24 protein-coding genes are annotated in these 25,236 nt (G+C 64.5%); 10 read left to right on the top strand and 14 right to left on the bottom strand.

Translation table 11 applies throughout. The annotated features are described in order from the left end of the window. Positions 1-2: 2 nt before the first annotated feature. From lipB to CAG22_RS03055, 11 genes are all read right to left on the bottom strand, one after another. Positions 3-650 (bottom strand): lipoyl(octanoyl) transferase LipB, encoded by a 648-nt coding sequence (gene lipB, locus CAG22_RS03105; RefSeq protein ID WP_013974352.1) that lies wholly within the window; start codon positions 648-650, stop codon positions 3-5. Then, on the bottom strand, positions 650-925 hold the full coding sequence (locus CAG22_RS03100; protein ID WP_003249736.1) for a DUF493 domain-containing protein: 276 nt from the start codon (positions 923-925) through the stop codon (positions 650-652). Before CAG22_RS03100 ends, lipB begins: the two co-directional genes overlap by 1 nt. A 73-nt stretch (positions 926-998) precedes the next feature. Beyond that, a complete protein-coding gene (locus tag CAG22_RS03095) occupies positions 999-2,159 on the bottom strand; it encodes a D-alanyl-D-alanine carboxypeptidase family protein (RefSeq protein ID WP_085704341.1) in 1,161 nt (386 codons plus the stop codon). 172 nt (positions 2,160-2,331) lie between these two features. Beyond that, positions 2,332-3,333, bottom strand: coding sequence for a septal ring lytic transglycosylase RlpA family protein (locus CAG22_RS03090; RefSeq protein WP_046613225.1), 1,002 nt, complete (start codon positions 3,331-3,333; stop codon positions 2,332-2,334). Then, positions 3,333-4,343 (bottom strand): lytic murein transglycosylase B, encoded by a 1,011-nt coding sequence (mltB, locus tag CAG22_RS03085; protein ID WP_085663631.1) that lies wholly within the window; start codon positions 4,341-4,343, stop codon positions 3,333-3,335. Before mltB ends, CAG22_RS03090 begins: the two co-directional genes overlap by 1 nt. 17 nt (positions 4,344-4,360) lie before the next feature. Continuing rightward, on the bottom strand, positions 4,361-5,464 hold the full coding sequence (rodA, locus tag CAG22_RS03080) for a rod shape-determining protein RodA (protein ID WP_015271941.1): 1,104 nt from the start codon (positions 5,462-5,464) through the stop codon (positions 4,361-4,363). 38 nt (positions 5,465-5,502) lie between these two features. After that, positions 5,503-7,392, bottom strand: a complete 1,890-nt coding sequence (gene mrdA, locus CAG22_RS03075) for a penicillin-binding protein 2 (protein ID WP_025340768.1) — start codon at positions 7,390-7,392, stop codon at positions 5,503-5,505. 16 nt (positions 7,393-7,408) lie between these two features. Next, positions 7,409-7,876 (bottom strand): 23S rRNA (pseudouridine(1915)-N(3))-methyltransferase RlmH, encoded by a 468-nt coding sequence (gene rlmH / locus CAG22_RS03070; RefSeq protein WP_003249722.1) that lies wholly within the window; start codon positions 7,874-7,876, stop codon positions 7,409-7,411. Positions 7,877-7,886: 10 nt separating this feature from the next. Beyond that, a complete protein-coding gene (gene rsfS, locus CAG22_RS03065; protein WP_013974359.1) occupies positions 7,887-8,306 on the bottom strand; it encodes a ribosome silencing factor in 420 nt (139 codons plus the stop codon). Positions 8,307-8,349: 43 nt separating this feature from the next. Continuing rightward, positions 8,350-9,009 carry a nicotinate-nucleotide adenylyltransferase gene (nadD, locus tag CAG22_RS03060; protein WP_025340769.1) on the bottom strand — a complete coding sequence of 220 codons (660 nt, stop codon included), beginning with the start codon at positions 9,007-9,009 and terminating at the stop codon, positions 8,350-8,352. A 1-nt stretch (position 9,010) separates the two neighbouring features. Next, positions 9,011-10,282: a glutamate-5-semialdehyde dehydrogenase gene (locus tag CAG22_RS03055; protein WP_085704340.1), complete on the bottom strand. Its 1,272-nt coding sequence runs from the start codon at positions 10,280-10,282 to the stop codon at positions 9,011-9,013. Positions 10,283-10,612: 330 nt separating this feature from the next. Between CAG22_RS03055 and CAG22_RS03045 the strand changes: the two genes are divergently transcribed. Then, entirely contained in the window at positions 10,613-11,281 is a 669-nt protein-coding gene (locus CAG22_RS03045; protein WP_085704338.1) for a DNA-3-methyladenine glycosylase, read from the top strand. A 3-nt stretch (positions 11,282-11,284) separates the two neighbouring features. Then, a complete protein-coding gene (locus CAG22_RS03040; protein ID WP_085704336.1) occupies positions 11,285-12,601 on the top strand; it encodes a bifunctional DedA family/phosphatase PAP2 family protein in 1,317 nt (438 codons plus the stop codon). A gap of 128 nt (positions 12,602-12,729) precedes the next feature. Here CAG22_RS03040 and CAG22_RS03035 read toward each other — a convergent pair whose 3' ends face one another. The 3 genes from CAG22_RS03035 to CAG22_RS03025 are packed head-to-tail and all read right to left on the bottom strand — an operon-like array spanning position 12,730 to position 14,405. Beyond that, positions 12,730-13,320, bottom strand: coding sequence for an LON peptidase substrate-binding domain-containing protein (locus CAG22_RS03035; RefSeq protein ID WP_085704334.1), 591 nt, complete (start codon positions 13,318-13,320; stop codon positions 12,730-12,732). A 9-nt stretch (positions 13,321-13,329) separates the two neighbouring features. Further along, positions 13,330-14,046, bottom strand: coding sequence for an LrgB family protein (locus CAG22_RS03030; protein ID WP_085704332.1), 717 nt, complete (start codon positions 14,044-14,046; stop codon positions 13,330-13,332). After that, positions 14,043-14,405, bottom strand: coding sequence for a CidA/LrgA family protein (locus tag CAG22_RS03025; RefSeq protein ID WP_084785276.1), 363 nt, complete (start codon positions 14,403-14,405; stop codon positions 14,043-14,045). Before CAG22_RS03025 ends, CAG22_RS03030 begins: the two co-directional genes overlap by 4 nt. Before the next feature lie 143 nt (positions 14,406-14,548). On the opposite strand from CAG22_RS03025, the gene CAG22_RS03020 reads away from it, so the two are divergent. The 8 genes from CAG22_RS03020 to CAG22_RS02985 all read left to right on the top strand — a co-directional run bounded on the left by CAG22_RS03020 (position 14,549) and on the right by CAG22_RS02985 (position 25,167). Further along, complete coding sequence (locus CAG22_RS03020) at positions 14,549-15,004, top strand: MaoC family dehydratase (RefSeq protein ID WP_075046487.1); 456 nt, start codon at positions 14,549-14,551, stop codon at positions 15,002-15,004. Between the two features lie 249 nt (positions 15,005-15,253). Next, complete coding sequence (gene prmA / locus CAG22_RS03015; RefSeq protein WP_025340777.1) at positions 15,254-16,132, top strand: 50S ribosomal protein L11 methyltransferase; 879 nt, start codon at positions 15,254-15,256, stop codon at positions 16,130-16,132. Between the two features lie 42 nt (positions 16,133-16,174). Then, positions 16,175-17,536: a DUF3426 domain-containing protein gene (locus CAG22_RS03010; protein ID WP_085704330.1), complete on the top strand. Its 1,362-nt coding sequence runs from the start codon at positions 16,175-16,177 to the stop codon at positions 17,534-17,536. A gap of 254 nt (positions 17,537-17,790) precedes the next feature. Beyond that, positions 17,791-18,804, top strand: a complete 1,014-nt coding sequence (dusB, locus tag CAG22_RS03005; protein ID WP_046613238.1) for a tRNA dihydrouridine synthase DusB — start codon at positions 17,791-17,793, stop codon at positions 18,802-18,804. Continuing rightward, positions 18,801-19,121 (top strand): DNA-binding transcriptional regulator Fis, encoded by a 321-nt coding sequence (gene fis, locus CAG22_RS03000; RefSeq protein ID WP_012274390.1) that lies wholly within the window; start codon positions 18,801-18,803, stop codon positions 19,119-19,121. The genes dusB and fis overlap by 4 nt, the downstream gene beginning before the upstream one ends. Positions 19,122-19,202: 81 nt before the next feature. Continuing rightward, complete coding sequence (gene purH / locus CAG22_RS02995; RefSeq protein ID WP_075046491.1) at positions 19,203-20,810, top strand: bifunctional phosphoribosylaminoimidazolecarboxamide formyltransferase/IMP cyclohydrolase; 1,608 nt, start codon at positions 19,203-19,205, stop codon at positions 20,808-20,810. A gap of 145 nt (positions 20,811-20,955) precedes the next feature. Beyond that, the gene (gene purD / locus CAG22_RS02990) at positions 20,956-22,251 is read left to right on the top strand and encodes a phosphoribosylamine--glycine ligase (protein ID WP_075046492.1); all 1,296 of its coding nucleotides are present in this window, start codon (positions 20,956-20,958) and stop codon (positions 22,249-22,251) included. A 144-nt stretch (positions 22,252-22,395) separates the two neighbouring features. Further along, positions 22,396-25,167 carry a hybrid sensor histidine kinase/response regulator gene (locus CAG22_RS02985; protein ID WP_025340782.1) on the top strand — a complete coding sequence of 924 codons (2,772 nt, stop codon included), beginning with the start codon at positions 22,396-22,398 and terminating at the stop codon, positions 25,165-25,167. Positions 25,168-25,236 lie beyond the last annotated feature (69 nt).

Raw genomic sequence — 25,236 nt, 5'->3', positions numbered from 1 at the left:
ATTCAGTCGATTCCGCCCGTGAGGGTCGTCTGCTCAGCGTAGTCGAGGTGCTTGACCAGCTGTCCGCGCAGCCTTGTCCTGACCTCGTCGAGTTCGATCGGACCTGCCAGGTCGCGCAGCTGGGTCATCGCCAGCCCCGCATAGCCGCAGGGGTTGATTCGGCGGAATGGCGCAAGGTCCATGTCCACGTTCAGGGCAAGGCCGTGGAACGAACGGCCGTTGCGGATTCGCAGGCCGAGGGAGGCGATTTTCGCTCCGTCGACATAGACGCCCGGGGCATCGGGCTTGGCCGCGGCCTGGACATCGTAACTGGCGAGCAGGTCGATGAGGGTCTGCTCGATACGGCTGACCAGCTCACGCACGCCAAAGCCCAGCCGGCGCACATCCAGCAGCAGGTAGGCAACCAGCTGCCCGGGGCCATGGTAGGTCACCTGGCCACCGCGATCGGTCTGCACCACCGGGATGTCGCCCGGCACCAGCAGGTGCTCGGCCTTGCCGGCCTGGCCCTGGGTGAAGACCGCGGGGTGCTCGACCAGCCACACTTCATCCTGGCTGTCCGGGCTGCGCTGCTCGGTGAAGCGACGCATGGCCTCCAGCACCGGTTCGTAGGGCTGCAGGCCAAGCTCGCGAAAACCGAGGCAGGCGGACATCAGAGCACCATTTTCACGATGCCGGTAGCGCGCAGGGCGCTGTTGATATCGTGAAGCTGGTTCTCGCTTTCGGCAACGATGTGCAATTGCACGGTGGTGTACTTGCCTTCCTTGCTCTGGCGCTCGGCCAGGGTGGAAAGGTCGACCTTGGCGTGCTTGCTCAGGATCTCGATCACCGTGTCCTTGAAGCCGACAACGGTGTCACCGATGACCTTGATCGGGTAATCGTCGCAGGGGAATTCGATCTTGTGCGACTTGACGTCTGGTTCGCTCATGGCGGAAACGGCCTCGTAAGCCGTGGCAACAACAACGCCCCCGCAGGATACGCGGGGGCATGCAGGTCACGTATCAGTTGAACAACCCGTAGAAGAATAGACGGATGCTATCCCACATACGGCGGAAGAAACCACCTTCCTCGACGCCATCGAGGGCGATCAGGTCGGCGCTGTGAACCACTTTCTCGTCCAGTTTGACTTCCACTTTGCCGATCACGTCACCTTTGGCGATTGGCGCGGTGAGCTGCGGGCTCATGGTCATCGAAGCCTGAAGGCGCTTCAATTGGCCTTTAGGCATAGTCAGGGTCAGGTCGTTGGCCAGGCCGGCTTTCACTTCGCCAGTCGCGCCCTTCCAGACCGGCGACTTGGTCAGCTCGGTACCCTTCTGGTAGAAGGTCTGGGTTTCGAAGAAGCGGAAGCCGTAGGTCAGCAGCTTCTGGGTCTCGGCAGCACGCGACTGCTCGCTGTTGGTGCCGAACACCACGGCGATCAGGCGCTGGCCATCGCGAACGGCCGAAGCCACCATGCAGTAGCCGGCTTCGTCGGTGTGGCCGGTCTTCAGGCCGTCGACGGTCTTGTCACGCCACAGCAGCAGGTTGCGGTTTGGCTGCTTGATGTTGTTCCAGAAGAACTCTTTCTGCGAGTAGATGGCGTAGTGGGCCGGGTCGACGTTGATGATCGCACGGGCCAGGGTAGCCATGTCGTGGGCCGACGAGTAGTGCTCCGGGTGCGGCAGGCCGGTCGGGTTCATGAAGTGGCTGTTGGCCATGCCCAGGTCGGCAGCGGTCTTGTTCATCATGTCGGCGAAGGCGTCTTCGCTGCCGGCGATGTGCTCGGCCAGGGCGACCGAGGCGTCGTTGCCGGACTGGATGATGATGCCGTGCAGCAGGTCGCTGACGGTCACCTGGCTGCCCACCTTGATGAACATGCGCGAACCGCCGGTACGCCAGGCGTTTTCGCTGACGGTAACCGGGTCGTTTTCACCGATCTGGCCGCGACGGATGTCCAGGGTGGCGATGTAGGCCGTCATCAGCTTGGTCAGGCTGGCTGGCGGCAGGCGCTCGTCACCGTTGTTCTCGACCAGCACGTTGCCGCTGGACGCATCCATGAGTACGTAGGACTTGGCTGCCAGTTGCGGTGGCGCCGGCGTCATCTGCTCAGCCGCGAAGGCGGCAGGCGTGATCATCAGCAGTACGGGCAGGCAAAGTCGTTTGGCAAGGTTGGTGATGTTCATCCGTCTCTCGAAAATCGCTAATGGTCTGATGTTCCCTGGGCAAGATCATGTGCCCAGCGCCAGTCAGTCTAGTTTTTGTGGCCGTAGGCCAGGCTCGCAAAGTGCGGCTTTATGTCGCTGCGGGCAAAAGCCGACATTGTACATGCCCGCGCCCGCGAAGAAGGCAACGCGGTCAGTCAGCTGTGACCAGCTTGGCCTGCCCAAGGTTCGCCAGGCGGATGCTGTCCTGCGCTTGCTGGATCTCGCCCTGGCTGTTGATCGGTCCCAGGCGCACGCGGTGCAGGGTCTGCTGGTTGCGCACGATCGAGCTGATGAACACTGGCGCGCTGACCATGCTGCTGAGCTTGGAGCGCAGCAGTTCGGCGGCGTCCGGGTTGGCGAAGGCACCCACCTGCAGGAAGCTGCCGCCACTGCCGGCCGGCACGTTGTTGCCAGCCACCTGCACCGGGACCACCGGCGCCGCATGCTGCTGGGGCGGCGGGGTCCATTGCTCGACGCGCCCGGTACTGGCCGGGATTGCCTGGGTCTGGGCCACCTGCGGCTCTTTCAGCACCATCGGCGGCGTCTGGCCACGCTGGGCCCACCATTGCTGCGGGTCGATGCCTTCGACGCGCACGTGCGCGGTACCAATCTCGGCATAACCGAGCTTTTTCGCCGCGGCATAGGACAGGTCGATGATGCGGTCCGAATAGAACGGCCCACGGTCGTTCACCCGCAGGATCACGCTGCGGCCGTTGGCCAGGTTGGTCACCCGCACGTAGGCCGGCAGCGGCAGGGTCTTGTGCGCCGCGCTCATGCCGTACAGGTCGTACAGCTCGCCGTTGGCGGTGTTCTGGCCGTGGAACTTGGTGCCGTACCACGACGCGGTGCCCTCCGCACGATAGTTGCGCGAGTCCTGCATCGGGTAGTAGGTCTTGCCCAGCACCGTGTACGGGTTGGCCTTGTAGTTGCCGGTATGCACGGTTGGCGTGGCGTCGGGGATCTTGTTCACATCCACGTCCCACCACGGCGCGCCGTCCTTGTGCGCCCGGTTGATGTCCAGGCCCGGCTGGGTGCGCACCACGTTGCCACTGCTTTGCTGGGACGGGCGGTTGGACGAACAGCTGGCCAGCACCACGCCGACGGCGAGGCAGGTGAGCAGCTTGAAAGAGTTGCCAGAGAAGATTGCGCGCATTACTTGACGCCCCGTGCTTGAACCAGCTGTTCCGATAGCTGATGCACCGCCATGGCATACATCACGCTGCGGTTGTAGCGAGTGATCGCGTAGAAGTTCTTCAGGCCCATCCAGTACTCGGGGCCATTGTCGCCCTCGAGACGGAAGGCGGTAACCGGCAGATCATCGCGCAGCGAATCATGGACCGACCAGCCAAGCGTGCGCAACTCCCCAACGGTTTTTACCGGCTCGATGCCGGTAGTCAGGCCTTCGTCGGCGCGCCCACCGTCCACCCAGGCACGGCTGACCACACCTTCGCCGGCCACCCAGCCGTGGCGCTTGAAGTAGCTGGCCACGCTGCCGATGGCATCGTCCGGGTTGTTCCAGATATTGATGTGGCCGTCGCCGTCGAAGTCCACCGCGAAGTTGCGGAAGCTGCTCGGCATGAACTGCGGCAGGCCCATGGCGCCGGCGTAGGAGCCCTTGAGCGTCAGCGGGTCGAGCTGCTCCTCACGGGCCAGCAGCAGGAACTCGCGCAGCTCCTTGCGGAAGAATTCGGCCCGTGGCGGGTAGTCGAAGCCCAGGGTCGACAAGGCATCGATCACCCGGTAGTTGCCGGTGTTGCGGCCAAAGAAGGTTTCCACGCCGATGATGGCGACGATGTACTGCGCCGGCACGCCGTATTCCTGCTCGGCACGGGCCAGCACCGCCTCGTGCTGGCGCCAGAAGTCCACACCGCGGGCGATGCGCGCGTCGGTGATGAACATCGGCCGGTATTCCTTCCACGGCTTTACCCGTTCGGCCGGGCGCGAAATGGCGTCGAGGATCGACTGTTTGCGCTGCACCTCACTGAACACACCCATCAGCTGCTCAGGGGCAAAGCCATGGTCGCGGCTCATTTCGCCAACGAACTGGGCCACCTGGGGCGAGCCTTGGTAATCGCCGGCATGGGCCAGCTGTACAGCGCCGAACAGGCCCACCGCGCCGATCCACGGCGCACAACGGGCAGCCCAGTTACGCACTGCTTGCATGAAATTCTTCACCTTATTCAAACCTGAGCGATCCATTTGCGGTGCGTGTGGATCGACATCAGAACGCCAAACGCTGACAGCAGCGTCACCAACGAAGTTCCGCCATAGCTGATGAAGGGCAGCGGCACGCCCACCACGGGCAGAAGGCCGCTGACCATACCGATATTGACGAACACGTATACAAAGAAGGTCATGGTCAGGCTGCCCGCCAGCAGCTTGCCGAACAGGGTCTGCGCCTGGGCGGTGATCATCAGGCCACGGCCGATCAGCAGCAGGTAGACGATCAGCAGCAGGCAGATGCCGACCAGGCCGAATTCCTCGCCGAGCACAGCGATGATGAAGTCGGTATGGCTTTCCGGCAGGAAGTCCAGGTGCGACTGGGTGCCGAGCAGCCAGCCCTTGCCGAACACACCGCCCGAGCCGATCGCCGCCTTCGACTGGATGATGTTCCAGCCAGTGCCCAACGGGTCGCTTTCCGGGTCGAGGAAGGTCAGTACCCGCTGCTTCTGGTAGTCGTGCATGACGAAGAACCACATCGCCACCGCCACTGGCACCGCAGCTGCCAGCACGCTGAGGATCCAGCGCCAGCGCAGGCCGCCCATGAACAGCACGAAAGCCCCGGAGGCGAGGATCAGCAGCGCCGTGCCCAGGTCGGGCTGGCGCACGATCAGGATGAACGGCACGCCGATCAGCACCAGGCTGATCGCCACATGCTTCAGATGCGGCGGCAACGTGCGCTTGGACAGGTACCAGGCGATGGTCGCCGGCATGATGATCTTCATGAACTCCGAGGGCTGGAAGCGGATCACCCCGGGGATGTTGATCCAGCGCGTGGCGCCCATGGCGTTGTGGCCCATCACGTCCACCACCACCAGCAACAGCACCCCGGCCAGGTAGGCCAGCGGCACCCAACGGGCCATGAAGCGCGGCTCCAGCTGGGCGATGATGAACATCGACACCAGGCCGATGCCGAACGAGGTGGCCTGCTTGAGCAGCAGGTCCCAGTTCTTGCCACTGGCCGAGTACAGGACAAACAGGCTGCCGGCCGCGAGGGTCAGCAGAATGATCAGCAAAGGGCCGTCGACGTGGATGCGCTGTAGAAAGCTGGCGCGCCGACGCATCACATCCTCGCTGGAGAGCATGCGATCGAAATTGTTCATCACAGGGCTGATTCCTGGGTAACGGTGGCAGGCGCGAACTCGGGCTTGAGCCGGCCGTTTTCGTCAAGCAGCCAGGCGTCCATCACCTGGCGCACCACCGGGGCGGCGACGCCCGAGCCGGACTCACCGTTCTCGACCATCACCGAAACCACGATCTTCGGGTCCTCGGCCGGGGCGAAGGCGACGAACAGGGCGTGGTCGCGGTGGCGCTCCTGGAGCTTGTTGCGGTCGTACTTCTCGCCCTGCTTGATCGCCACCACCTGGGCGGTACCGCTCTTGCCGGCAATGCGGTACTGCGAGCCGATGGCCGCCTTGCGTGCGGTACCGCGGGCGTTGTGCATCACCTGCTCCATGCCATGGGTGACCTTGGCCCAGTCGGACTTGTCACGCAGCACGATGTTTTCCATGGGGTTGTCGTCCACCGGCGGCTGGCCTTCGATGGTCTTGGCCAGGTGCGGGCGGTTCCACACGCCCTTGTTGGCGATCAGCGCAGTGGCCTGGGCCAGTTGCAGCGGCGTGGTCTGCATGTAGCCCTGGCCGATGCCGAGGATCAGGGTTTCGCCGGGGAACCAGGCCTGGCGGCGAGTGGCGCGCTTCCATTCGCGCGACGGCATCAACCCGGCGGATTCCTCGAACATGTCGAGGGAAACCCGCTGGCCGATGCCGAACTTGTTCATGTAGCTGGACAGCCGATCGATGCCCATCTTGTGGGCAAGGTCATAGAAGTAGGTGTCGTTGGAGCGCATGATCGCGGTGTCCAGGTCGACCCAGCCATCGCCCGAGCGGTTCCAGTTACGGTATTTGTGGTCGTAGTTGGGCAGTTGGTAGTAGCCCGGGTCGAACACCCGGCTGCCGGCATTGACCACGCCGCTGTCCAGGCCGGCGATGGCCACCGCCGGCTTGATGGTCGAACCTGGCGGGTACAGGCCGCGCAGCACGCGGTTGAACAGCGGTCGGTCGATCGAGTCGCGCAGTTCGGCATAGGCCTTGAAGCCGATGCCGGTGACGAACAGGTTGGGGTCGAAGCTGGGCTGACTGACCATCGCCAGCACCTCGCCGGTACGCGGGTCGAGCGCCACCACCGCGCCACGCCGGCCACCCAGGGCGGCCTCGGCGGCCTCCTGCAGCTTGATGTCCAGGCTCAGCACGATGTCCTTGCCCGGTTTCGGATCGGTACGCTTGAGCACCCGCAGCACACGGCCGCGGGCGTTGGTCTCGACTTCCTCGTAGCCCACCTGGCCATGCAGGTCGGCTTCGTAGAAGCGTTCGATGCCGGTCTTGCCGATGTGGTGGGTGCCGCTGTAGTTCACCGGGTCGAGGGTTTTCAGCTCTTTCTCGTTGATCCGCCCCACATACCCCACCGAATGGGCGAAGTGCGCGCCCTGCGGGTAATGGCGCACCAACTGGGCCACCACTTCCACGCCCGGCAGGCGGAACTGGTTCACCGCCACGCGGGCGATCTGCTCTTCGTTGAGTTCGAACAGGATCGGCACCGGCTCGAACGGCCTGCGGCCCTGGCGCATGCGCTTCTCGAACAGGGCGCGGTCGTCGGGCGTCAGTTCCAGCACTTCGACGATGGTATCCAGCACTTCCTGCCAGTTACCCGCACGTTCGCGGGTCATCGACAGGCTGAAGCTGGGCCGGTTGTCGGCGACGATCACCCCGTTGCGGTCGAAGATCAGCCCGCGGGTCGGCGGGATCGGCTGCACATGCACCCGGTTGTTCTCGGACAGCGTCGAGTGATAGTCGTGCTGGATGACCTGCAGGTAGTACAGCCGCGCGATCAGCACGCAAATGAGCAGCATGATCGCCACTGCGCCGACCACGACGCGGTTGCGCACCAGGCGGGCGTCTTTCTCGTGGTCCTTGAGACGGATCGGCTGCGACATCGGACTGCTTACAGGCTCATTTATGGTAAGGATGCCCGGACAACACGGTCCAGGCGCGGTAGATCTGCTCGCCGATGAGTATCCTTACCAATGGGTGCGGCAAGGTCAGCGGCGACAGCGACCAGCGTTGCTCGGCGCGCGCACAGACCTCGGGCGCCAGGCCTTCCGGGCCGCCCACCATCAAATTCACCGTGCGCGCATCCAGGCGCCAGCGGTCCAGCTCGGTCGCCAGTTGCTCGGTACTCCAGGGCTTGCCATGGACCTCGAGGGTGACGATGCGTTCCCCTGGCTGAACCTTGCTCAGCATGGCCTCGCCCTCCTGACGGATCAGGCGGGCGACGTCGGCATTCTTGCCACGGGTGTTCAGCGGGATTTCCACCAGCTCCAGCGACAGCTCGGCAGGCAGGCGCTTGGCATATTCATGCCAGCCTTCCTCGACCCACTTCGGCATGCGCGAGCCGACCGCGATCAGGCGCAGACGCACAGCGCTTTCCTTATTCCCGGTCCTTGAGCTTGTCGGAGTACTCGTGGGCATGGTCCGGGCTGTGGTGCTTGCCATCGGCGGCACGGCTTTGCTCGGCACCCTGCCACAGGCGCTCCAGGTCGTAGAACTGGCGGGCAGCGGCGGTCATCATGTGCACGATGACGTCGTTCAGGTCCAGCAGCACCCAGTCGCTGTCGCCCTTGCCTTCTTCACCCAGTGGCTGGGCACCCTTGGCCTTGACCGCTTCGCGGACCTTTTCCAGCATCGCGTTGATCTGGCGGTTGGAGGTACCGGTGGCAATGATCATGTAGTCGGTCAGGCTGTGCTTTTCGCGCACGTCGATGACCTGGATGTCCTGGGCCTTGACGTCTTCCAGCGCTGCCTTGGTCAGGGCGACCAGTTCTTCGCCGTGGATTTTCTGCTTGGTCATATAAAACTCGTTCAACTCGTTGGATGAGGCGCCAGAGGCACCGTCAGTTAGGTGCACGATACAGTTCGTGCGCCTCGATGTAGGCCAGTACGGCGTCCGGCACCAGGAACCTCACCGATTTGCCGCTGGCCAGCAGCTGTCGGATCTGTGTAGCCGACACCGCAAGCGGCGTCTGCCAGACGAACGAAATGTTTCCCGCCGGGCCGGACATGGCGGTGGGATCGCTCTCCGAGCGCGCAGCCAGCAGGTTGCGCAGCTCGTCAGGGGGTTCTACGTCGGCATCCGGGCGTTGCAGCACCAGGATGTGACAGTGTTGCAGCAATTCTTCCCAGCGGTGCCAGCCGGGCAAGCCACAGAAGGCATCCCAGCCCAGCACCAGGAACAGCTGGTCGTTGGCGCCTAGTTCGGTGCGGATCGATTCCAGCGTGTCGATGGTGTACGACGGTTTGTCGCGCGCCAGTTCGCGGGCATCCACGCTCAGGCAGGGCACGCCCTGTACAGCGCCTTGCACCATGGCCAGGCGGTCCTGCGCGGCCACCTGCGGAGTGTCGCGGTGCGGCGGCCGGGCGTTGGGCAGCAGGCGAAGCTCGTCCAGCCCCATGAGCTCGGCCACTTCCAGCGCGCTGCGCAGGTGGCCGATGTGCACGGGGTCGAAGGTGCCGCCAAGAATGCCGATGCGCCGGACTGCCTGGGCCTTGCTCAACTCAGCAGGACTCCTGGCCGCGCAGCTGGCCGTCGCCGATCACTACGTACTTCTCGCAGGTCAGGCCTTCCAGGCCGACCGGGCCACGGGCATGCAGCTTGTCGGTGGAAATGCCGATTTCCGCACCCAGGCCGTACTCGAAGCCGTCGGCGAAGCAGGTCGGGGTATTGAGCATGACCGACGCCGAGTCGACCTCGGCCATGAACTGGCGGGCTTCACCCTGGTGTTCGCTGATGATCGAATCGGTGTGGTGCGAGCCATAGTGGTTGATGTGCTCGATGGCCTGGTCCAGGCCGTCGACCACACGGATCGACAGGATCGCGTCCAGGTACTCGGTGTGCCAGTCGGCCTCGGTGGCCGGTTTGGCGTCGATGATCGCCCGGGTACGCTCGCAGCCACGCAATTCGACGCCCTTCTCCTGGAAGCGGCGGGCCATTTCCGGCAGGAAGCGCTCGGCCACCTGCTGGTCGACCAGTAGCGTTTCCATGGCGCCACAGATGCCGTAGCGGTAGGTCTTGGCGTTGAACGCCACGCGCCAGGCCTTGTCCAGGTCGGCGTGCTGGCTGACGTAGACGTGGCAGATACCGTCCAGGTGCTTGATCACCGGCACGCGAGCATCGCGGCTGATGCGTTCGATCAGGCCACGGCCACCGCGCGGCACGATGACGTCGACGAATTCCGGCATGCTGATCAGCGCGCCCACGGCTTCGCGGTCGGTAGTCTCGACCACCTGCACCACGGCTGCCGGCAGGCCGGCGGCGGTCAGGCCACGCTGGATGCAGGTGGCGATGGCGCGGTTGGAGTGGATGGCTTCGGAGCCGCCACGCAGGATGGTCGCGTTACCCGACTTCAGGCACAGGCTGGCGGCATCGATGGTCACGTTCGGGCGCGACTCGTAGATGATCCCGATCACCCCCAGCGGCGTGCGCATCTTGCCAACCTGGATACCGGATGGGCGGTAGCTCATGTCGCGGATGGCACCGACCGGGTCCGGCAGGCTGGCCACTTGGCGCAGGCCGGTGATCATGCCGTCGATACGCGCCGGGGTCAGCGCCAGGCGGTCGAGCAGCGCCGGCTCCAGGCCGTTGGCACGGCCGGCGGCCAGGTCCAGCTCGTTGGCAGCGGTCAGCTCGGCACGAGCGGCGTCCAGTGCATCGGCGGCAGCTTGCAGGGCGCGGTTCTTCTGCGCGGTGCTGGCACGGCCGATCACCCGGGAGGCCTCACGGGCAGCGCGACCCAGGCGGGTCATATAGTCAAGAACGGACTCAGTCATGGGTTCGGTGTCTTGGCGAAGGGGAAATCGGCTGATTATAACTGCCGCGCAGGTGTACGCCCAGCGGCGGGTGGCGGATGGTAGAAAATGGCTGGGGGCATTGTGTAGGAAAGATGTAACCGGGGTTATCGAAATTTCTATCTCCTGTCAGGGCCCTTTCGCGGGTAAACCCGCTCCCACAGGGATTGCACAAGGCCTGGGACCTCCGAGGTACCTGTGGGAGCGGGCGAGCCTGCGAAAGGGCCGGCACTGCCAACATCCCATTCGATTCAGCCTCGATTAAGCCATTCATTGCTATCATCCCCGCCTTCCCAACCGCGAACCGCCCGCATGCCAGCCTTGCCCGACAGCTTTTTCGACCGCGACGCCCAGACCCTGGCCAAGGCCCTGCTGGGCAAGGTCATCCGCCATCGCCACGGCGACCTGTGGCTGGCCGCGCGCATCATCGAGACCGAGGCCTACTACCTCACCGACAAGGGCAGCCACGCCTCGCTCGGCTACACCGAAAAACGCAAGGCGTTGTTCCTCGATGGCGGGCACATCTATATGTACTACGCGCGCGGCGGCGACTCGCTGAACTTCAGCGCCCGCGGGCCGGGCAACGCGGTGCTGATCAAGTCGGCCTATCCTTGGCAGGACGCCCGCTCGGGGCCGAACAGCCTGGCGCAGATGCAACTGAACAACCCCGATGCCAGCGGCAACCTCCGCCCGGCCGAGCGCCTGTGCGCCGGCCAGACCTTGCTGTGCCGGGCCCTGGGCCTGAAGGTGCCGCACTGGGACGCCCAGCGTTTCGACGCCGAGCGCCTGTACGTGGAGGATTGCGGCAACGCCGTGCCACGGGTGATCCAGGCCGCCCGCCTGGGCATCCCGCATGGCCGCGACGAGCACCTGCCCTACCGTTTCATCGATGCCGAATACGCCCGTTTCTGCACGCGGAACCCGTTACGTCGTGGCCAAGTCGAAGGCCGCGACTTCTTCATTCTCGAACAAGGAAGCTGAACCATGGGCCAATGGCTCGACAGCCTGACCGGCTGGCTCAGCGCCAACCCGCAGTGGCTTGGCCTGGCAATTTTCCTGGTGGCCTGCATCGAGTGCCTGGCCATTGCCGGCATCATCGTGCCAGGCACCGTGCTGCTGTTCGCGGTCGCGGTACTGGCCGGCAGCGGCGCCTTCAGCCTGGGCGAAACGCTGCTGCTGGGCTTTCTCGGCGGCCTGGTGGGCGATGCCTTGTCGTACACGGTGGGCAAGTACTTCCATCAGAACATCCGCCGCCTGCCCCTGCTGCGCCACCATCCGGAATGGATCGGCAGTACCGAGGCCTACTTCCAGCGCTACGGCATCGCCAGCCTGCTGGTAGGGCGCTTCATCGGGCCGCTGCGGCCGATGCTGCCGATGGTCGCCGGCATGTTCGACATGCCACTGCCGCGCTTCATCGCCGTCAGCCTGGTGGCCGGTGCCGGCTGGGCGGTGGCCTACCTGCTGCCCGGCTGGGCTACCGGCGCGGCCATGCGCCTGCCCTTGCCGGAAGGCTTCTGGCTGGATGCCGGGATCATCGCCGGCACCCTGGCTGTCATCATCGGGCTGAGCCTGAACACCAGCATTCGCGATCAACGCCACGGCACCCGGCTGATCGCCGGCATGAGTTTCCTGGCCTTGGCCGGGGTCTTCCTCGGCTGGCCCTACCTGCACGAATTCGACCAGGGCGTGATGACACTGGTGCAGGAACACCGCAGCCAGGCCATCGATGGCGCCGTGGTGCTGGTGACCCGGCTGGGCGATTTCCGCACCCAGTTGTTCCTCGGCGGCCTGCTGACGGGCCTGCTGCTGCTTGCCCGGCAGTGGCGGCATGCCATGTTCGCTGCGGGCGCGCTGATGGGTACGGCGCTTGCCAACGGCACCCTGAAGTGGCTGTTCGCCCGGGCCCGCCCGGAAGTGCTGAGTGACCCGCTTACCAGCTACAGCATGCCCAGCGGGCACAGTTCGGCGTCGTTTGCGTTCTTCCTGGTGATGGCGGTGCTGGCCGGGCGCGGTCAGCCGCCGCGGATGCGCCTGACCTGGGTGATGCTGGGCTGTATTCCAGCGCTGGCGATTGCCCTGTCACGGGTGTACCTGGGGGCGCACTGGCCGACCGACATCCTCGCCGGGGCCTTGCTGGCGTGCTGTGTGTGCGCGCTCAGCCTGGCACTGGTGCAGCGTCACCAGACCCTGCCAGCCTTGCCGCTGCGGGTGTGGTGGCTGGTGTTGCCGGCGTGTGTCGCATTGCTGGCGTTCTTTGCCATGCATGCGCTGCCGCAGGCTTTGCTGCGGTATCAATATTGATACCGCCTGTACCGGCCTCTTCGCGGGTAAACCCGCTCCCACAGAGATAGCGCCGTTCTCAGGCTTGATGCAGTACCTGTGGGAGCGGGTTTACCCGCGAAGAGGCCGGCACTGGCAACACATCACTATCAGGCAAACAATTCACCCTGAATCCGCTCCAGCAGCTTCTGGATTTCCCCCAACCGCTCCTGTGGCGAGTCGAGGGTCAGCAAATCCAGCTTGTCCTCTTCCATGAACGGCAGCAGGTACGCCAGCTGGTTGGCCAACGCCTGGCGCCCGTCCACCGGGCGCGGCATGTCCAGGGCTTCGACCATCGGGTGTTCACCCAGCGCCACCAGTAGTGCCAGCAGGTCTTCGTCCGACTCGAGCAACGGGCTGTCCGTCTGCTCCGGCAGCCATTGCACCTGCCCCACCAGTAACTGGTCCTTCTGCACCTCGGTACTGTCCAGGCTGAAGCGCCGCACACCTTCGACGCGGATACCCAGCAAGCCGTTATCCTGCTGCACGAAGTCACGGATCACCGCCTCGCAGCCGATCGAGGCAACCACCGGCGGCGCCTTGCCGACCTGCTCGCCTTCCAGGATGCACACCACACCAAAACCTTCGCCCCGCTTCATGCAGCGCCCGATCATGTCCAGGTAGCGCGCCTCGAAAATCTGCAAATCGAGGAAACAACCAGGAAACAGCACGGTATTGAGGGGAAACAGCGGTAGCGTCATCACAAGTCCTCAAGCCACCAGGCTGACCGCCAGCGGCAGGAACACCGCCGTGGCCACCCCCATCAGGCTCATCGCCAGCGCGGCAAAGGCGCCGCATTCGTCACTTTCCTGCAGGGCCACCGAAGTGCCCACCGCGTGCGCGGTCACGCCCAGCGACATGCCGCGTGCCTCGGGGCTATGCACGCCAAAACGGCTCAGCAGCGCCGGGCCGAAGATTGCCCCAATCACCCCGGTAATCAGCACGAACACCGCCGCCAGGGCCGCCACGCCGCCAATCTGCTCGGCCACCAGCATGGCGATCGGCGAGGTCACCGATTTCGGCGCCATGGTCATCAGGATCATGTGCTCGGCACCGAACCACCAGCCCAGCATCAGGCAGCACAGCGTGGCGAACAGGCCTCCGACTACCAGCGTAGTAAATGTGGGCCAGAACAGCTGACGGATACGTCGCAGGTTGAGGTAGAGCGGCACGGCCAGGGCCACGGTGGCAGGCCCCAGCAGGATGTTCATGATTTCGGTGCTCTTGCGGTATTCGCTGTAGTCGATGCCACACACCAGCAACACGCCGATCACCAGCAGCATCGACACCAGTACCGGCTGCAGGAAGATCCAGCGGGTCTTCTCATAGGCCGCCAGCACCACCTGGTAGGCCCCAAGCGTGATGCCGATACCGAACAAGGGATGATGAACGACCGCATCCAGTGCGCCTTGCCAGTCGAGCATCATGGCTGCTCCTCGCGCCGGCCCTGGCGGTGGATGAGCTTTTGCATCAACACGCCGACGAACACCAGGGTCACCAGGCAGGAGATCAGCAAGGCACCGGCAATGGCCCAGAAGTCGGCGGCGATATCCCTGGCATACACCATCACCCCCACCGCTGGCGGCACCAGCAACAGCGGCAGGTAGCGCAGCAGGCTGCTGGCGGCCTCGTTCAGCGGCTTGCCCACCTCACCACGGGCCATGAGGAAGAACAACAGCAGCAACAGGCCGATGATCGGCCCCGGCAAAAACGGCACCAACAGGTGGTTGATCGCCGTCCCCAGCAGCTGGAACAGCACCAGCCAGGTCAAACCACGCAACAGCATAAGCATCTCCCTCGGGCATGGCCGCCATTATAAGCACGTGCCGCCATATACCGATATTCGTCGAAAAGCGCGCAACTTGACTGAAACGGTTCGCCGTGCTGATCTTGCACTTTCGTACCAACTGACAACCTGGAGAGTCCGCGATGCCCCATGTACCGGTTACAGAGCTTTCGCAGTACGTTGGTAAGGAACTGGGCCACTCGGCCTGGCTGAAGATCGACCAGCAACGCATCAACCTGTTCGCCGAAGCCACGGGCGATTTCCAGTTCATCCATGTCGACCCGGAAAAGGCGGCGAAAACCCCGTTTGGCGGCACGATCGCCCACGGTTTCCTGACGTTGTCGCTGATTCCCAAGCTGATCGAGGACATCCTGGTCCTGCCGGAAGGGCTGAAGATGGTGGTGAACTACGGACTGGACAGTGTGCGGTTCATCCAGCCGGTCAAGGTCGACAGCCAGGTGCGACTGAAGGTGGATTTGGCCGAGGTGACGGAGAAGAGGCCGGGGCAATGGTTGCTCAAGGCGATTGCCACGCTGGAAATCGAGGGAGAAGAAAAACCTGCTTATATAGCTGAGTCGCTTTCCCTCTGTTTTGTCTGATACACCACAGTTTCTGTGGGAGCGGGCATGCCCGCGAAGCAAGCACCGCGGTGGATGGCACGGGCTTCGCCCGTGTTCGCGGGCGCGCCCGCTCCCACAGGGTGCATGCCAGGATTTCAATGTTGTGCAAGGCAGTAGCCCCAACGATGTCCGTGCCTGGCCTCCTCTACAAACCCACCGCACTCGCGTAAACTGCCAGCCTTCGCGCAGCCTAGGGCTGCCCCTGTCGATTTACCAAAGGTGCCCGCCATGCCCTGGCTGCAAGTACGCCTGGCCATCAGCCCGGAACAAGCCGAAACCTACGAAGATGCCCTGCTCGAAGTGGGTGCCGTCTCGGTCACGTTCATGGACGCCGAGGATCAACCGATCTTCGAGCCAGACCTCAACACCACCCCGCTGTGGTCGCACACCCACCTGCTGGCCCTGTTCGAGGCCGATGCCGACCCTGAGCAGGTATTCGCCCACCTGCGCCTGCTGACCGGTGCCGAGCTGCCCGAGCACCAGGCCGAGGTGATCGAGGACCAGGACTGGGAACGCAGCTGGATGGACAACTTCCAGCCGATGCGCTTCGGCCGCCGCCTGTGGATCGTACCCAGCTGGCACGAGGCCCCGGAACAGGACGCGGTGAACCTGCTGCTCGACCCGGGCCTGGCGTTCGGCACCGGCACCCACCCGACCACCGCCCTGTGCCTGGAATGGCTCGACGGCCAGCAACTCGAAGGCACCCAGGTGCTGGACTTCGGCTGCGGCTCGGGCATTCTGGCCATCGCCGCGCTGCTGCTGGGCGCCCGTGAAGCGGTCGGTACCGACATCGACGTGCAGGCCATCGAGGCTTCGCGCGACAACGCCCAGCGCAACGGCATCGCCGATGAGAAGCTGGCGCTGTACCTGCCCGAGCACATGCCGGCCATGCAGGCCGACGTGCTGGTCGCCAACATCCTCGCCGGCCCGCTGGTGTCGCTGGCACCGCAACTGTCCGGCCTGGTCCGCCCAGGTGGCCTGCTGGCGCTGTCGGGCATCCTCGCCGAGCAGGGTGAGGAAGTGGCCGCGGCCTATGCCGCCGACTTCGAGCTGGACCCGATCGTCGTGCGCGACGGCTGGGTGCGCATCAGTGGTCGCCGCCGTTAAGCGGGCCTAGAATACTTTTCTGCACAGCTCCCGGATTGCCGCATGACCGACAGTTTCGTCACCCAGTGCCCGCATTGCCAGACCAGCTTTCGCGTCACCCACCACCAGTTGAGCGTGGCCCGCGGTGTAGTGCGCTGCGGCCACTGCCTGCAGGTGTTCAACGCCGCCAAGCAGCTGCTGGAGCAGAACCGCGCCGACGGAGCCAGCGCACCTGCGGTGCCGGCACCGATGCCTGCCGCCCCTGCCGAGCCGCTGGCCGAACCGGTGATCGCACCCGAGCCTGTCGCCAGCGAACCCGGCACCACCCCGGACGAGGACTGGGCGCTCACCAACCAGGCGCTGGACGCGCTCGACCTCGACATGGAACTGGAGCGCCTGGAGCGCCGCGGCCAACCGGCCACGGCTCGCCCGGCCAGCCAGGATGACGGCCTGCAGGCGCGGCGTGACGAACTGCACCCGGACGAACATGCCGACGACCTGTTCGGTACGGCTACCGATGAACCGTTCGAACCGCAACCGGCGATAGAAACCGCGCCCGTGCTGCGGGAGCCGGAGCCCTTGGAGCTGGACCTGGAGCCCGCCCCGGGCGAGCGTACCGAGCCGACGCTAGGCGGCAACCTGGACCTGGACATTGACGACGAGCCACCGGTACACCGTGCCGCCGAAATCGATGACCACCCCGAATTCAACGAACCGCTGCGTGCCAGCGATGATGAAGCCCCGGTACAGGGCCTGAGCGCCCGCGACGACGAGCCGCTGGAGCTGCACCTGTCGGCGCGCGATGACGAGCCTGTCGAGCCGCTGCCCGGCGAACGCCTGGAACCAGGCCTTGCCGGCAAAGCCGAGCGCCCGGCGCGCAAGGAGCCGCTGGTCGACGTGGTCGACGACCCGCTGCAACTAGGCTGGGAAAAGCCCGCACCCAACTGGGGCAAGCGCCTGCTGTGGGGCTTCCTGACCCTGCTGGCCGCTGGCTTGCTGGCGTTCCAGTATGTGTGGTTCCACTTCGATGAAATGGCCCGCCAGGACCAGTACCGGCCGCTCTTCCAGCAAGTCTGCCCGTTGGTCGGCTGCGAAGTGCCGACCCGCGTCGATATCGCCCGAATCAAGAGCAGCAACCTGGTGGTACGCAGCCACCCGGACTTCAAGGGCGCACTGATCGTCGATGCGATCATCTACAACCGCGCGCCGTTCGCCCAGCCGTTCCCGCTGCTGGAACTGCGCTTCGCCGACCTCAATGGCCAGCTGATCGCCAGCCGTCGCTTCAAGCCCAGCGAATACCTGTCCGGCGAACTGGCCGGGCGCGGCGAAATGCCCAGCCAGACCCCGATCCACATCGCCCTGGACATCCTCGACCCGGGGCCGAAGGCCGTCAATTACAGCCTGAGCTTCCGTTCGCCGGAATAACCACCAACCCTGTGGGAGCGGGCGTGCCCGCGAACACGGGCGAAGCCCGCGCCATCCATTGCGCCGCCTGCTTCGCGGGCACGCCCGCTCCCACAGGGGCCGCGCAAGGTCCTGGATCCTCCCCCATACCAAATGTCATAAGCCGACAACTGTTCAGATTTTATCCAAATCCATCTTTATCCGGTCACCGAGAGCGGGTATCATGCCAACCCTTTTTCGAACTCCAAGATTCGGCCCCACAACAGGGATCACCTATGTCGGCGGTACGCATCGGCCCATACACACTACGTAACAACCTGATCCTCGCGCCCATGGCCGGGGTCACGGACCAGCCTTTCCGTACACTTTGCCAGCGCCTGGGCGCCGGCATGGTGGTGTCGGAAATGGTCTCCAGCGACATGAGCCTGTGGAACAGCCGCAAGTCGAGCCTGCGCCGCATCCATGAAGGTGATCCCGAGCCACGCTCGGTGCAGATCGCCGGTGGTGATGCGCAGATGATGGCAGCGGCGGCAAAGGCCAACGTCGAAGCAGGCGCCCAGATCATTGATATCAACATGGGCTGCCCGGCAAAAAAAGTCTGCAACAAAGCCGCAGGCTCTGCTTTATTGAGAGATGAAGCCTTGGTCAGCGAGATTCTCCACGCCGTGGTCGGCGCCGTGGACGTCCCGGTGACCCTGAAGATCCGCACCGGCTGGGACCGGGCGAACAAGAACGGCCTGAACGTGGCGAGGATCGCCGAGCAGGCCGGCATCCAGGCGCTGGCGGTGCATGGCCGCACACGCGCCGACCTGTACACCGGCGAAGCCGAATACGACACCATCGCTGCCATCAAGCAGGCGGTGTCGATCCCGGTTTTTGCCAACGGCGATATCACCTCGCCAGAAAAGGCCCGGGCGGTGCTGGACGCCACCGGGGTAGACGGCCTGTTGATCGGCCGGGCCGCCCAGGGGCGGCCATGGATCTTTCGTGAGATCGAGCATTACCTGCGCACTGGCGAACACCTGCCAGCGCCGCAGCTGGACGAAGTGGAACGCATCCTGCTGGAGCACCTGGCCGCGCTGCATGCCTTCTATGGCGATGTGATGGGCGTACGTATCGCCCGCAAGCACGTTGGCTGGTACCTGGCAACACGACCCGGCGGCAAGGAGTTTCGCTCCCGGTTCAACGCTTTGGAAGACACACAAGCGCAGTGCGCCAACGTTCGCGCGTTTTTCAGCGAACGTCGACAGAGCCTTGAGACAGAGGACGGACAAGGGGTGGCCGCATGACGATGATGACCGAGACATTTGTGAGTGGAACAACGCCCGTGAGCGACAACGCCAACCTGAAACAGCACCTCAACACGCCGAGCGAAGAGGGCCAGACCCTTCGCGACAGCGTCGAGAAGGCGCTGCACAACTACTTCGCCCACCTGGAAGGCGCGACCGTGACGGACGTGTACAACCTGGTGCTCTCCGAAGTCGAGGCGCCCCTGCTCGAAAGCGTGATGAACTACGTGAAGGGCAACCAGACCAAGGCCAGCGAGATGCTCGGGCTGAACCGAGGCACCCTGCGCAAGAAGCTCAAGCAGTACGACTTGTTGTAAGCCAGAATCCCAACCAGAAAAGGCGGCTCCCTGAACAGAGGCGCCTTTTTTGCAGACTCCACCGCGTTATTGGAACCCGAAATGACCGACCAGACTACCCGCCTGCCAGTCCGCCGCGCCCTGATCAGCGTCTCCGACAAGACCGGTATCCTCGAATTCGCCCGTGAGCTGCAGCAGCTCGGTGTCGAGATCCTGTCCACCGGCGGCACCTACAAGCTGCTCAAGGACAACGGTGTCAACGCGGTGGAAGTGGCCGACTACACCGGCTTCGCCGAAATGATGGATGGCCGGGTCAAGACCCTGCACCCGAAAATCCACGGTGGCATCCTGGGCCGTCGCGGCACCGACGACGCCATCATGAACGAGCACGGCATCAAGCCGATCGACCTGGTAGCAGTCAACCTGTACCCGTTCGAAGCCACCATTTCCAAGCCTGGCTGTGATCTGCCGACCGCCATCGAGAACATCGACATCGGCGGCCCGACCATGGTCCGTTCGGCTGCCAAGAACCACAAGGACGTGGCCATCGTGGTCAACGCCAGCGACTACGCCGGCATCGTCGAAGGCCTCAAGGCCGGTGGCCTGACCTACGCCCAGCGCTTCGACCTGATGCTCAAGGCGTTCGAGCACACCGCTGCCTACGACGGCATGATCGCCAACTACATGGGCACCATCGACCAGGCCAAAGAGACCCTGAGCACTGAAGACCGCAGCGAATTCCCGCGCACCTTCAACAGCCAGTTCGTCAAGGCCCAGGAAATGCGCTACGGCGAGAACCCGCACCAGAGCGCGGCGTTCTACGTGGAAGCGAAAAAAGGCGAAGCCAGCGTTTCCACCGCCATCCAGCTGCAGGGCAAGGAACTGTCGTTCAACAATGTGGCCGACACTGACGCCGCACTGGAGTGCGTGAAGAGCTTCGTCAAGCCGGCCTGCGTCATCGTCAAGCACGCCAACCCATGCGGCGTGGCCGTGGTACCTGAAGACGAAGGCGGCATCCGCAAGGCCTACGACCTGGCCTATGCCACCGACACCGAGTCGGCGTTCGGCGGCATCATCGCCTTCAACCGCGAGCTGGACGGCGAAACCGCCAAGGCCATCGTCGACCGCCAGTTCGTCGAAGTGATCATCGCCCCGAAAATCTCCCAGGCTGCCCGCGACGTGGTTGCCGCCAAGCAGAACGTACGCCTGCTGGAATGCGGCGAGTGGCCAGCCGAGCGCGCTGCCGGCTGGGACTTCAAGCGTGTCAACGGTGGCCTGCTGGTGCAGAGCCGCGATATCGGCATGATCACCGCCGATGACCTGAAGATCGTCACCAAGCGCGCGCCGACCGAGCAAGAGATCCACGACCTGGTGTTCGCCTGGAAAGTGGCCAAGTTCGTCAAGTCCAACGCCATTGTCTACGCCAAGCAGCGCCAGACCATCGGCGTCGGCGCCGGCCAGATGAGCCGCGTCAACTCCGCGCGCATTGCTGCAATCAAGGCCGAGCATGCTGGCCTGCAGGTGCAGGGCGCAGTCATGGCGTCGGACGCGTTCTTCCCGTTCCGTGACGGCATCGACAATGCGGCTAAAGTGGGTATCAGCGCCGTGATCCAGCCGGGTGGTTCGATGCGTGATGCCGAGGTGATTGCTGCTGCTGACGAAGCCGGTATCGCCATGGTCTTCACCGGTATGCGCCACTTCCGCCACTAATTACGCGGATCCCGGGCAAGCGGCGATCCTGTGGGAGCGGGCGTGCCCGCGAATACGATGGTGAATTCACCGCCGCATTCGCGGGCACGCCCGCTCCCACAGCGTTCCCCACCAGCCTCGGGATCACCTGAATCGAGGTTTTGACATGAAAGTTTTGATCATCGGCAGCGGCGGCCGTGAGCACGCCCTGGCCTGGAAAGTCGCCCAGGACCCACGCGTGGAGAAAGTCTTCGTTGCCCCGGGCAACGCCGGCACCGCCATTGAAGCCAAGTGCGAGAACGTCGCCATCGACGTCTGCGCCCTGGAGCAACTGGCTGACTTCGCCGAGAAGAACGTCGACCTGACCATCGTCGGCCCGGAAGCACCGCTGGTCATCGGCGTGGTCGACCTGTTCCGCAGCCGCGGACTGGACTGCTTCGGTCCGACCAAAGGCGCGGCCCAGCTGGAAGGCTCCAAGGCCTTCACCAAGGACTTCCTGGCGCGTCACAAGATCCCGACCGCCGACTACCAGAACTTCACCGAAATCGAGCCGGCGCTGGCCTACCTGCAGGAAAAAGGCGCGCCGATCGTGATCAAGGCCGACGGCCTGGCCGCGGGCAAGGGCGTGATCGTCGCCATGACCCTGGAAGAAGCCGAAGCCGCCGTGCGTGACATGCTGGCCGGCAACGCCTTCGGCGATGCGGGCTCCCGCGTGGTGATCGAGGAGTTCCTCGACGGCGAGGAAGCGAGCTTCATCGTCATGGTCGACGGCCAGAACGTGCTGCCCATGGCCACCAGCCAGGACCACAAGCGCGTCGGCGACCAGGACACCGGCCCGAACACCGGCGGCATGGGTGCCTACTCCCCTGCCCCGGTGGTCACCGCCGAAGTGCACCAGCGCGTGATGGACCAGGTGATCTGGCCGACCGTGCGCGGCATGGCCGAGGAAGGCAACGTCTACACCGGCTTCCTCTACGCCGGCCTGATGATCGACAAGGCGGGCAACCCCAAGGTCATCGAGTTCAACTGCCGCTTCGGCGACCCTGAGACCCAGCCAGTCATGCTGCGCCTGGAGTCGAGCCTGGTGCTGCTGGTCGAGGCCGCATTCGCCAAGGCGCTGGACAAGGTCGAAGCACAGTGGGACCCGCGCCCGAGCCTGGGCGTGGTGCTGGCTGCCGGTGGTTACCCGGGCGACTACGCCAAGGGTGATGTGATCAACGGCCTGGACGCTGCCGCGAAGATCGAAGGCAAGGTGTTCCACGCCGGTACCGCACTGAAGGATGGCAAGGTGACCACCAACGGCGGCCGCGTACTGTGTGCCACCGCCATGGGCAGCACCGTTGCCGACGCGCAGCAGCAGGCTTACCGCCTGGCCAAGGAAGTAAGCTGGAACGGCAGCTTCTACCGCACCGACATCGGCTACCGGGCCATCGCCCGCGAGCGCGGTGAGCACCAGCAGTAAGTTGTACCGGGCTGCCGCAGCGCGCTCCAGCACCTTGCGCCTGCGGCATCCGGCTCGTCGACAGGGCCCCGAGGGGCCTTGCCTTCGACTTGGCGCGCCGCGCATAGTTAATACCCGGCACCTTGGCTAAGAAGGGATTTCGTAGTGCGTCGGCTTCGGATTGCCTCAGCTCTGATCGTCAGCTTGCTGACCTTGCTCTGCATGTTCCCGGCTGCGGCCGAACATGACGGAGGCTGGGCCGTTCTGCTCGACGAACAGGCCAACCTGCAACTGAGCGACGTGCGCTCCGAGCGTTACCGCAACCAGTTCAGCCCGCTGGTACTCGCCGACCTGGATGCCGCCCCTGCGGAACAGGCCCTGTGGCTGCACTACCGCCTGGAGCCCGGCGAGCAGGAACAACTGCTGCGGGTTTTCGCCCCAGACCTTTCTGGCCTGGACCTCTACGCCCTCGAGGGCGACCAGCTTCTGCGTCAGCTGCACCACGGGCGCCAGGCCGGCAATGCCAGCCCGACCCTGCGTGGCAGCGACCATGTACTGCCCCTGCCCAACAGCAAGCAACCCCTGGATATCTACCTGCGCCTGGTTTCCGAGCACCAGCTGCGCCCGGCCATCAGCCTGGAGCCTGCGGCCGTGGCAGCCTCCGACCAGCGCCAACCACTGCTGTTCGGCATGCTGTTCGGCGGCCTGGTGATGCTGATCATGCACAACCTGATCCGCTTCCTCTACAGCCGCTCCAGCACCACCCTGATCCTGGCGCTGTACCACGGCCTGATGCTGCTCAGCGGCCTGATCCTGCTGAACCTCAGCGGCCCCTGGTGGCACGTGTGGCACAGCGCGCAAACGCCCGCCGCATACCTGACGCTGGTCCTGGCCGGCCTGGCCGGGCTGTGTTTCACCCAGCATTTCTTCTCGCCATGCAACTCGCCACGGCTCAACCGCCTGCTGCAGGGCGAGATGCTGGTGGTCGGGTTGAGCGGGTTGGTGCTGCTGTTCGTCGACACCCTGCCCCTCAACCTGATGACCTACGCCCTGATGGCCCTGGGCAGCGTGAGCATGCTGCTGGTCAGCAGCTACCACTGGTACAAGGGCTATGCACCCGCACGCCTGTTCAGCCTGGCCATGGTGGTGTTCAACCTCGGTGGGCTGGTGCTGCTGCCAGCGCTGCTGGGCCTGACCCGTACCTCGACGCCCTGGCTGCTGTGCATCCTGCTGGGGCTGACCGTGGCCAGCGGCCTGCTGCTCAACCTGGCAGTCAGCGAACGCCTGCGGCGCATGAGCGAGGAGCGCTTCAGCGCCAGCCGCGCCCTGGCTGCCAGCGATGCCGAAATCAACGCCAAGGCCGAGTTCCTGGCCAAGATCAGCCACGAAATCCGCACCCCCATGAACGGTGTGCTGGGCATGACCGAGCTGCTGCTGGGCACGCCGCTGTCGGTCAAGCAGCGCGACTACGTGCAGACCATTCACAGCGCCGGCAACGAACTGCTCACGCTGATCAACGAGATTCTCGACATTTCCAAGCTGGAATCCCGGCAGATCGAACTCGATGACGTGCAGTTCGACCTCAACGCGCTGATCGAAGATTGCCTGAACATCTTCCGCGCCAAGGCCGAACAACAGAACATCGAACTGATCAGCTTCACCCAGCCGCAGGTACCACGGGTGATCAGCGGCGACCCGACGCGCCTGCGCCAGGCCTTGTCGAGCCTGCTGGAGAATGCCCTGAAAAACACCGACCAGGGCGAGATCCTGCTGGTAGTGGCGCTGGACCAGCGCGGCGAGGTACCGCGCCTGCGCATCGCCGTGCAGGACAGCGGCGAACCGTTGCCCGCCGCTGACCGCGAAGCCCTGCTGCAGGCCGAGTTGCACAGCCACCACTTCCTGTCCAGCAACAAGCTGGGCGGCCACCTGGGGCTGGTCATCGCCAAGCAGCTGATCGGCCTGATGCAGGGCGAGTTCGGCATCAAGAGCAGCACCGGCATGGGCAACACCCTGTGGCTGACGCTGCCGCTGGACCCTTCGCGCCTGGAACAGCCACCGGCCGACCTGGACAGCCCGCTGCGCGATGCTCGCGTACTGGTGGTGGACGACAACGACACCTGCCGCAAGGTGCTGGTACAGCAGTGCAGTGCCTGGGGCATGAACGTCAGCGCGGTCCCGTCGGGCAAGGAAGCCCTGGCCCTGCTGCGCACCAAGGCCCACCTGCGCGACTACTTCGATGCCGTGCTGCTGGACCAGAACATGCCAGGCATGACCGGCATGCAGCTGGCCGCCAAGATCAAGGAAGACCCGAGCCTGAACCACGACATCCTGGTAGTGATGCTCACCGGCATCAGCAACGCGCCGAGCAAGGTCATTGCGCGCAACGCCGGGGTCAAGCGTATCCTCGCCAAGCCGGTGGCCGGCTACACGTTGAAAACCACCCTGGCCGAAGAACTGGCCCAGCGCGGCCGCGAGCAAGCCATACCAGCCAGTTTGCCCGGCATCCCCCAGGCACTGGACCTGCCCGGCGATTTCCGCGTGCTGGTCGCCGAGGACAACAGCATCTCGACCAAGGTGATCCGCGGCATGCTCGGCAAGCTCAACCTCGAGCCCGACACCGCCAGCAATGGCGAAGAGGCCTTGCAGGCGATGAAGGCGCAGCGCTATGACCTGGTGCTGATGGACTGCGAAATGCCGATACTGGACGGCTTCTCGGCCACCCAGCAGCTGCGCGCCTGGGAAGCGGCCAACCAGCGCCAGCGCACCCCGGTGGTGGCGCTGACCGCGCACATACTTGCCGAACACAAGGAACGCGCCCGCCTGGCGGGCATGGACGGGCACATGGCCAAACCGGTGGAACTGTCGCAGTTGCGAGAGCTGATCCAGTACTGGGCCAATCACCGGGAAGCCAAGGTGGATCCGGTGCATAGTTCCTGATCTGAGGCGCCTGTGCCGGCCTCTTCGCGGGTGAACCCGCTCCCACAGGTACTGCATAAGGCCTGAAGG

The organism is Pseudomonas sp. B8(2017), from assembly GCF_002113575.1.
Classification (GTDB): domain Bacteria; phylum Pseudomonadota; class Gammaproteobacteria; order Pseudomonadales; family Pseudomonadaceae; genus Aquipseudomonas; species Aquipseudomonas putida_Z.
The sequence above is the reverse complement of the archived record's forward strand: the minus strand, read 5'-3'. Positions and strand labels throughout refer to the sequence as shown.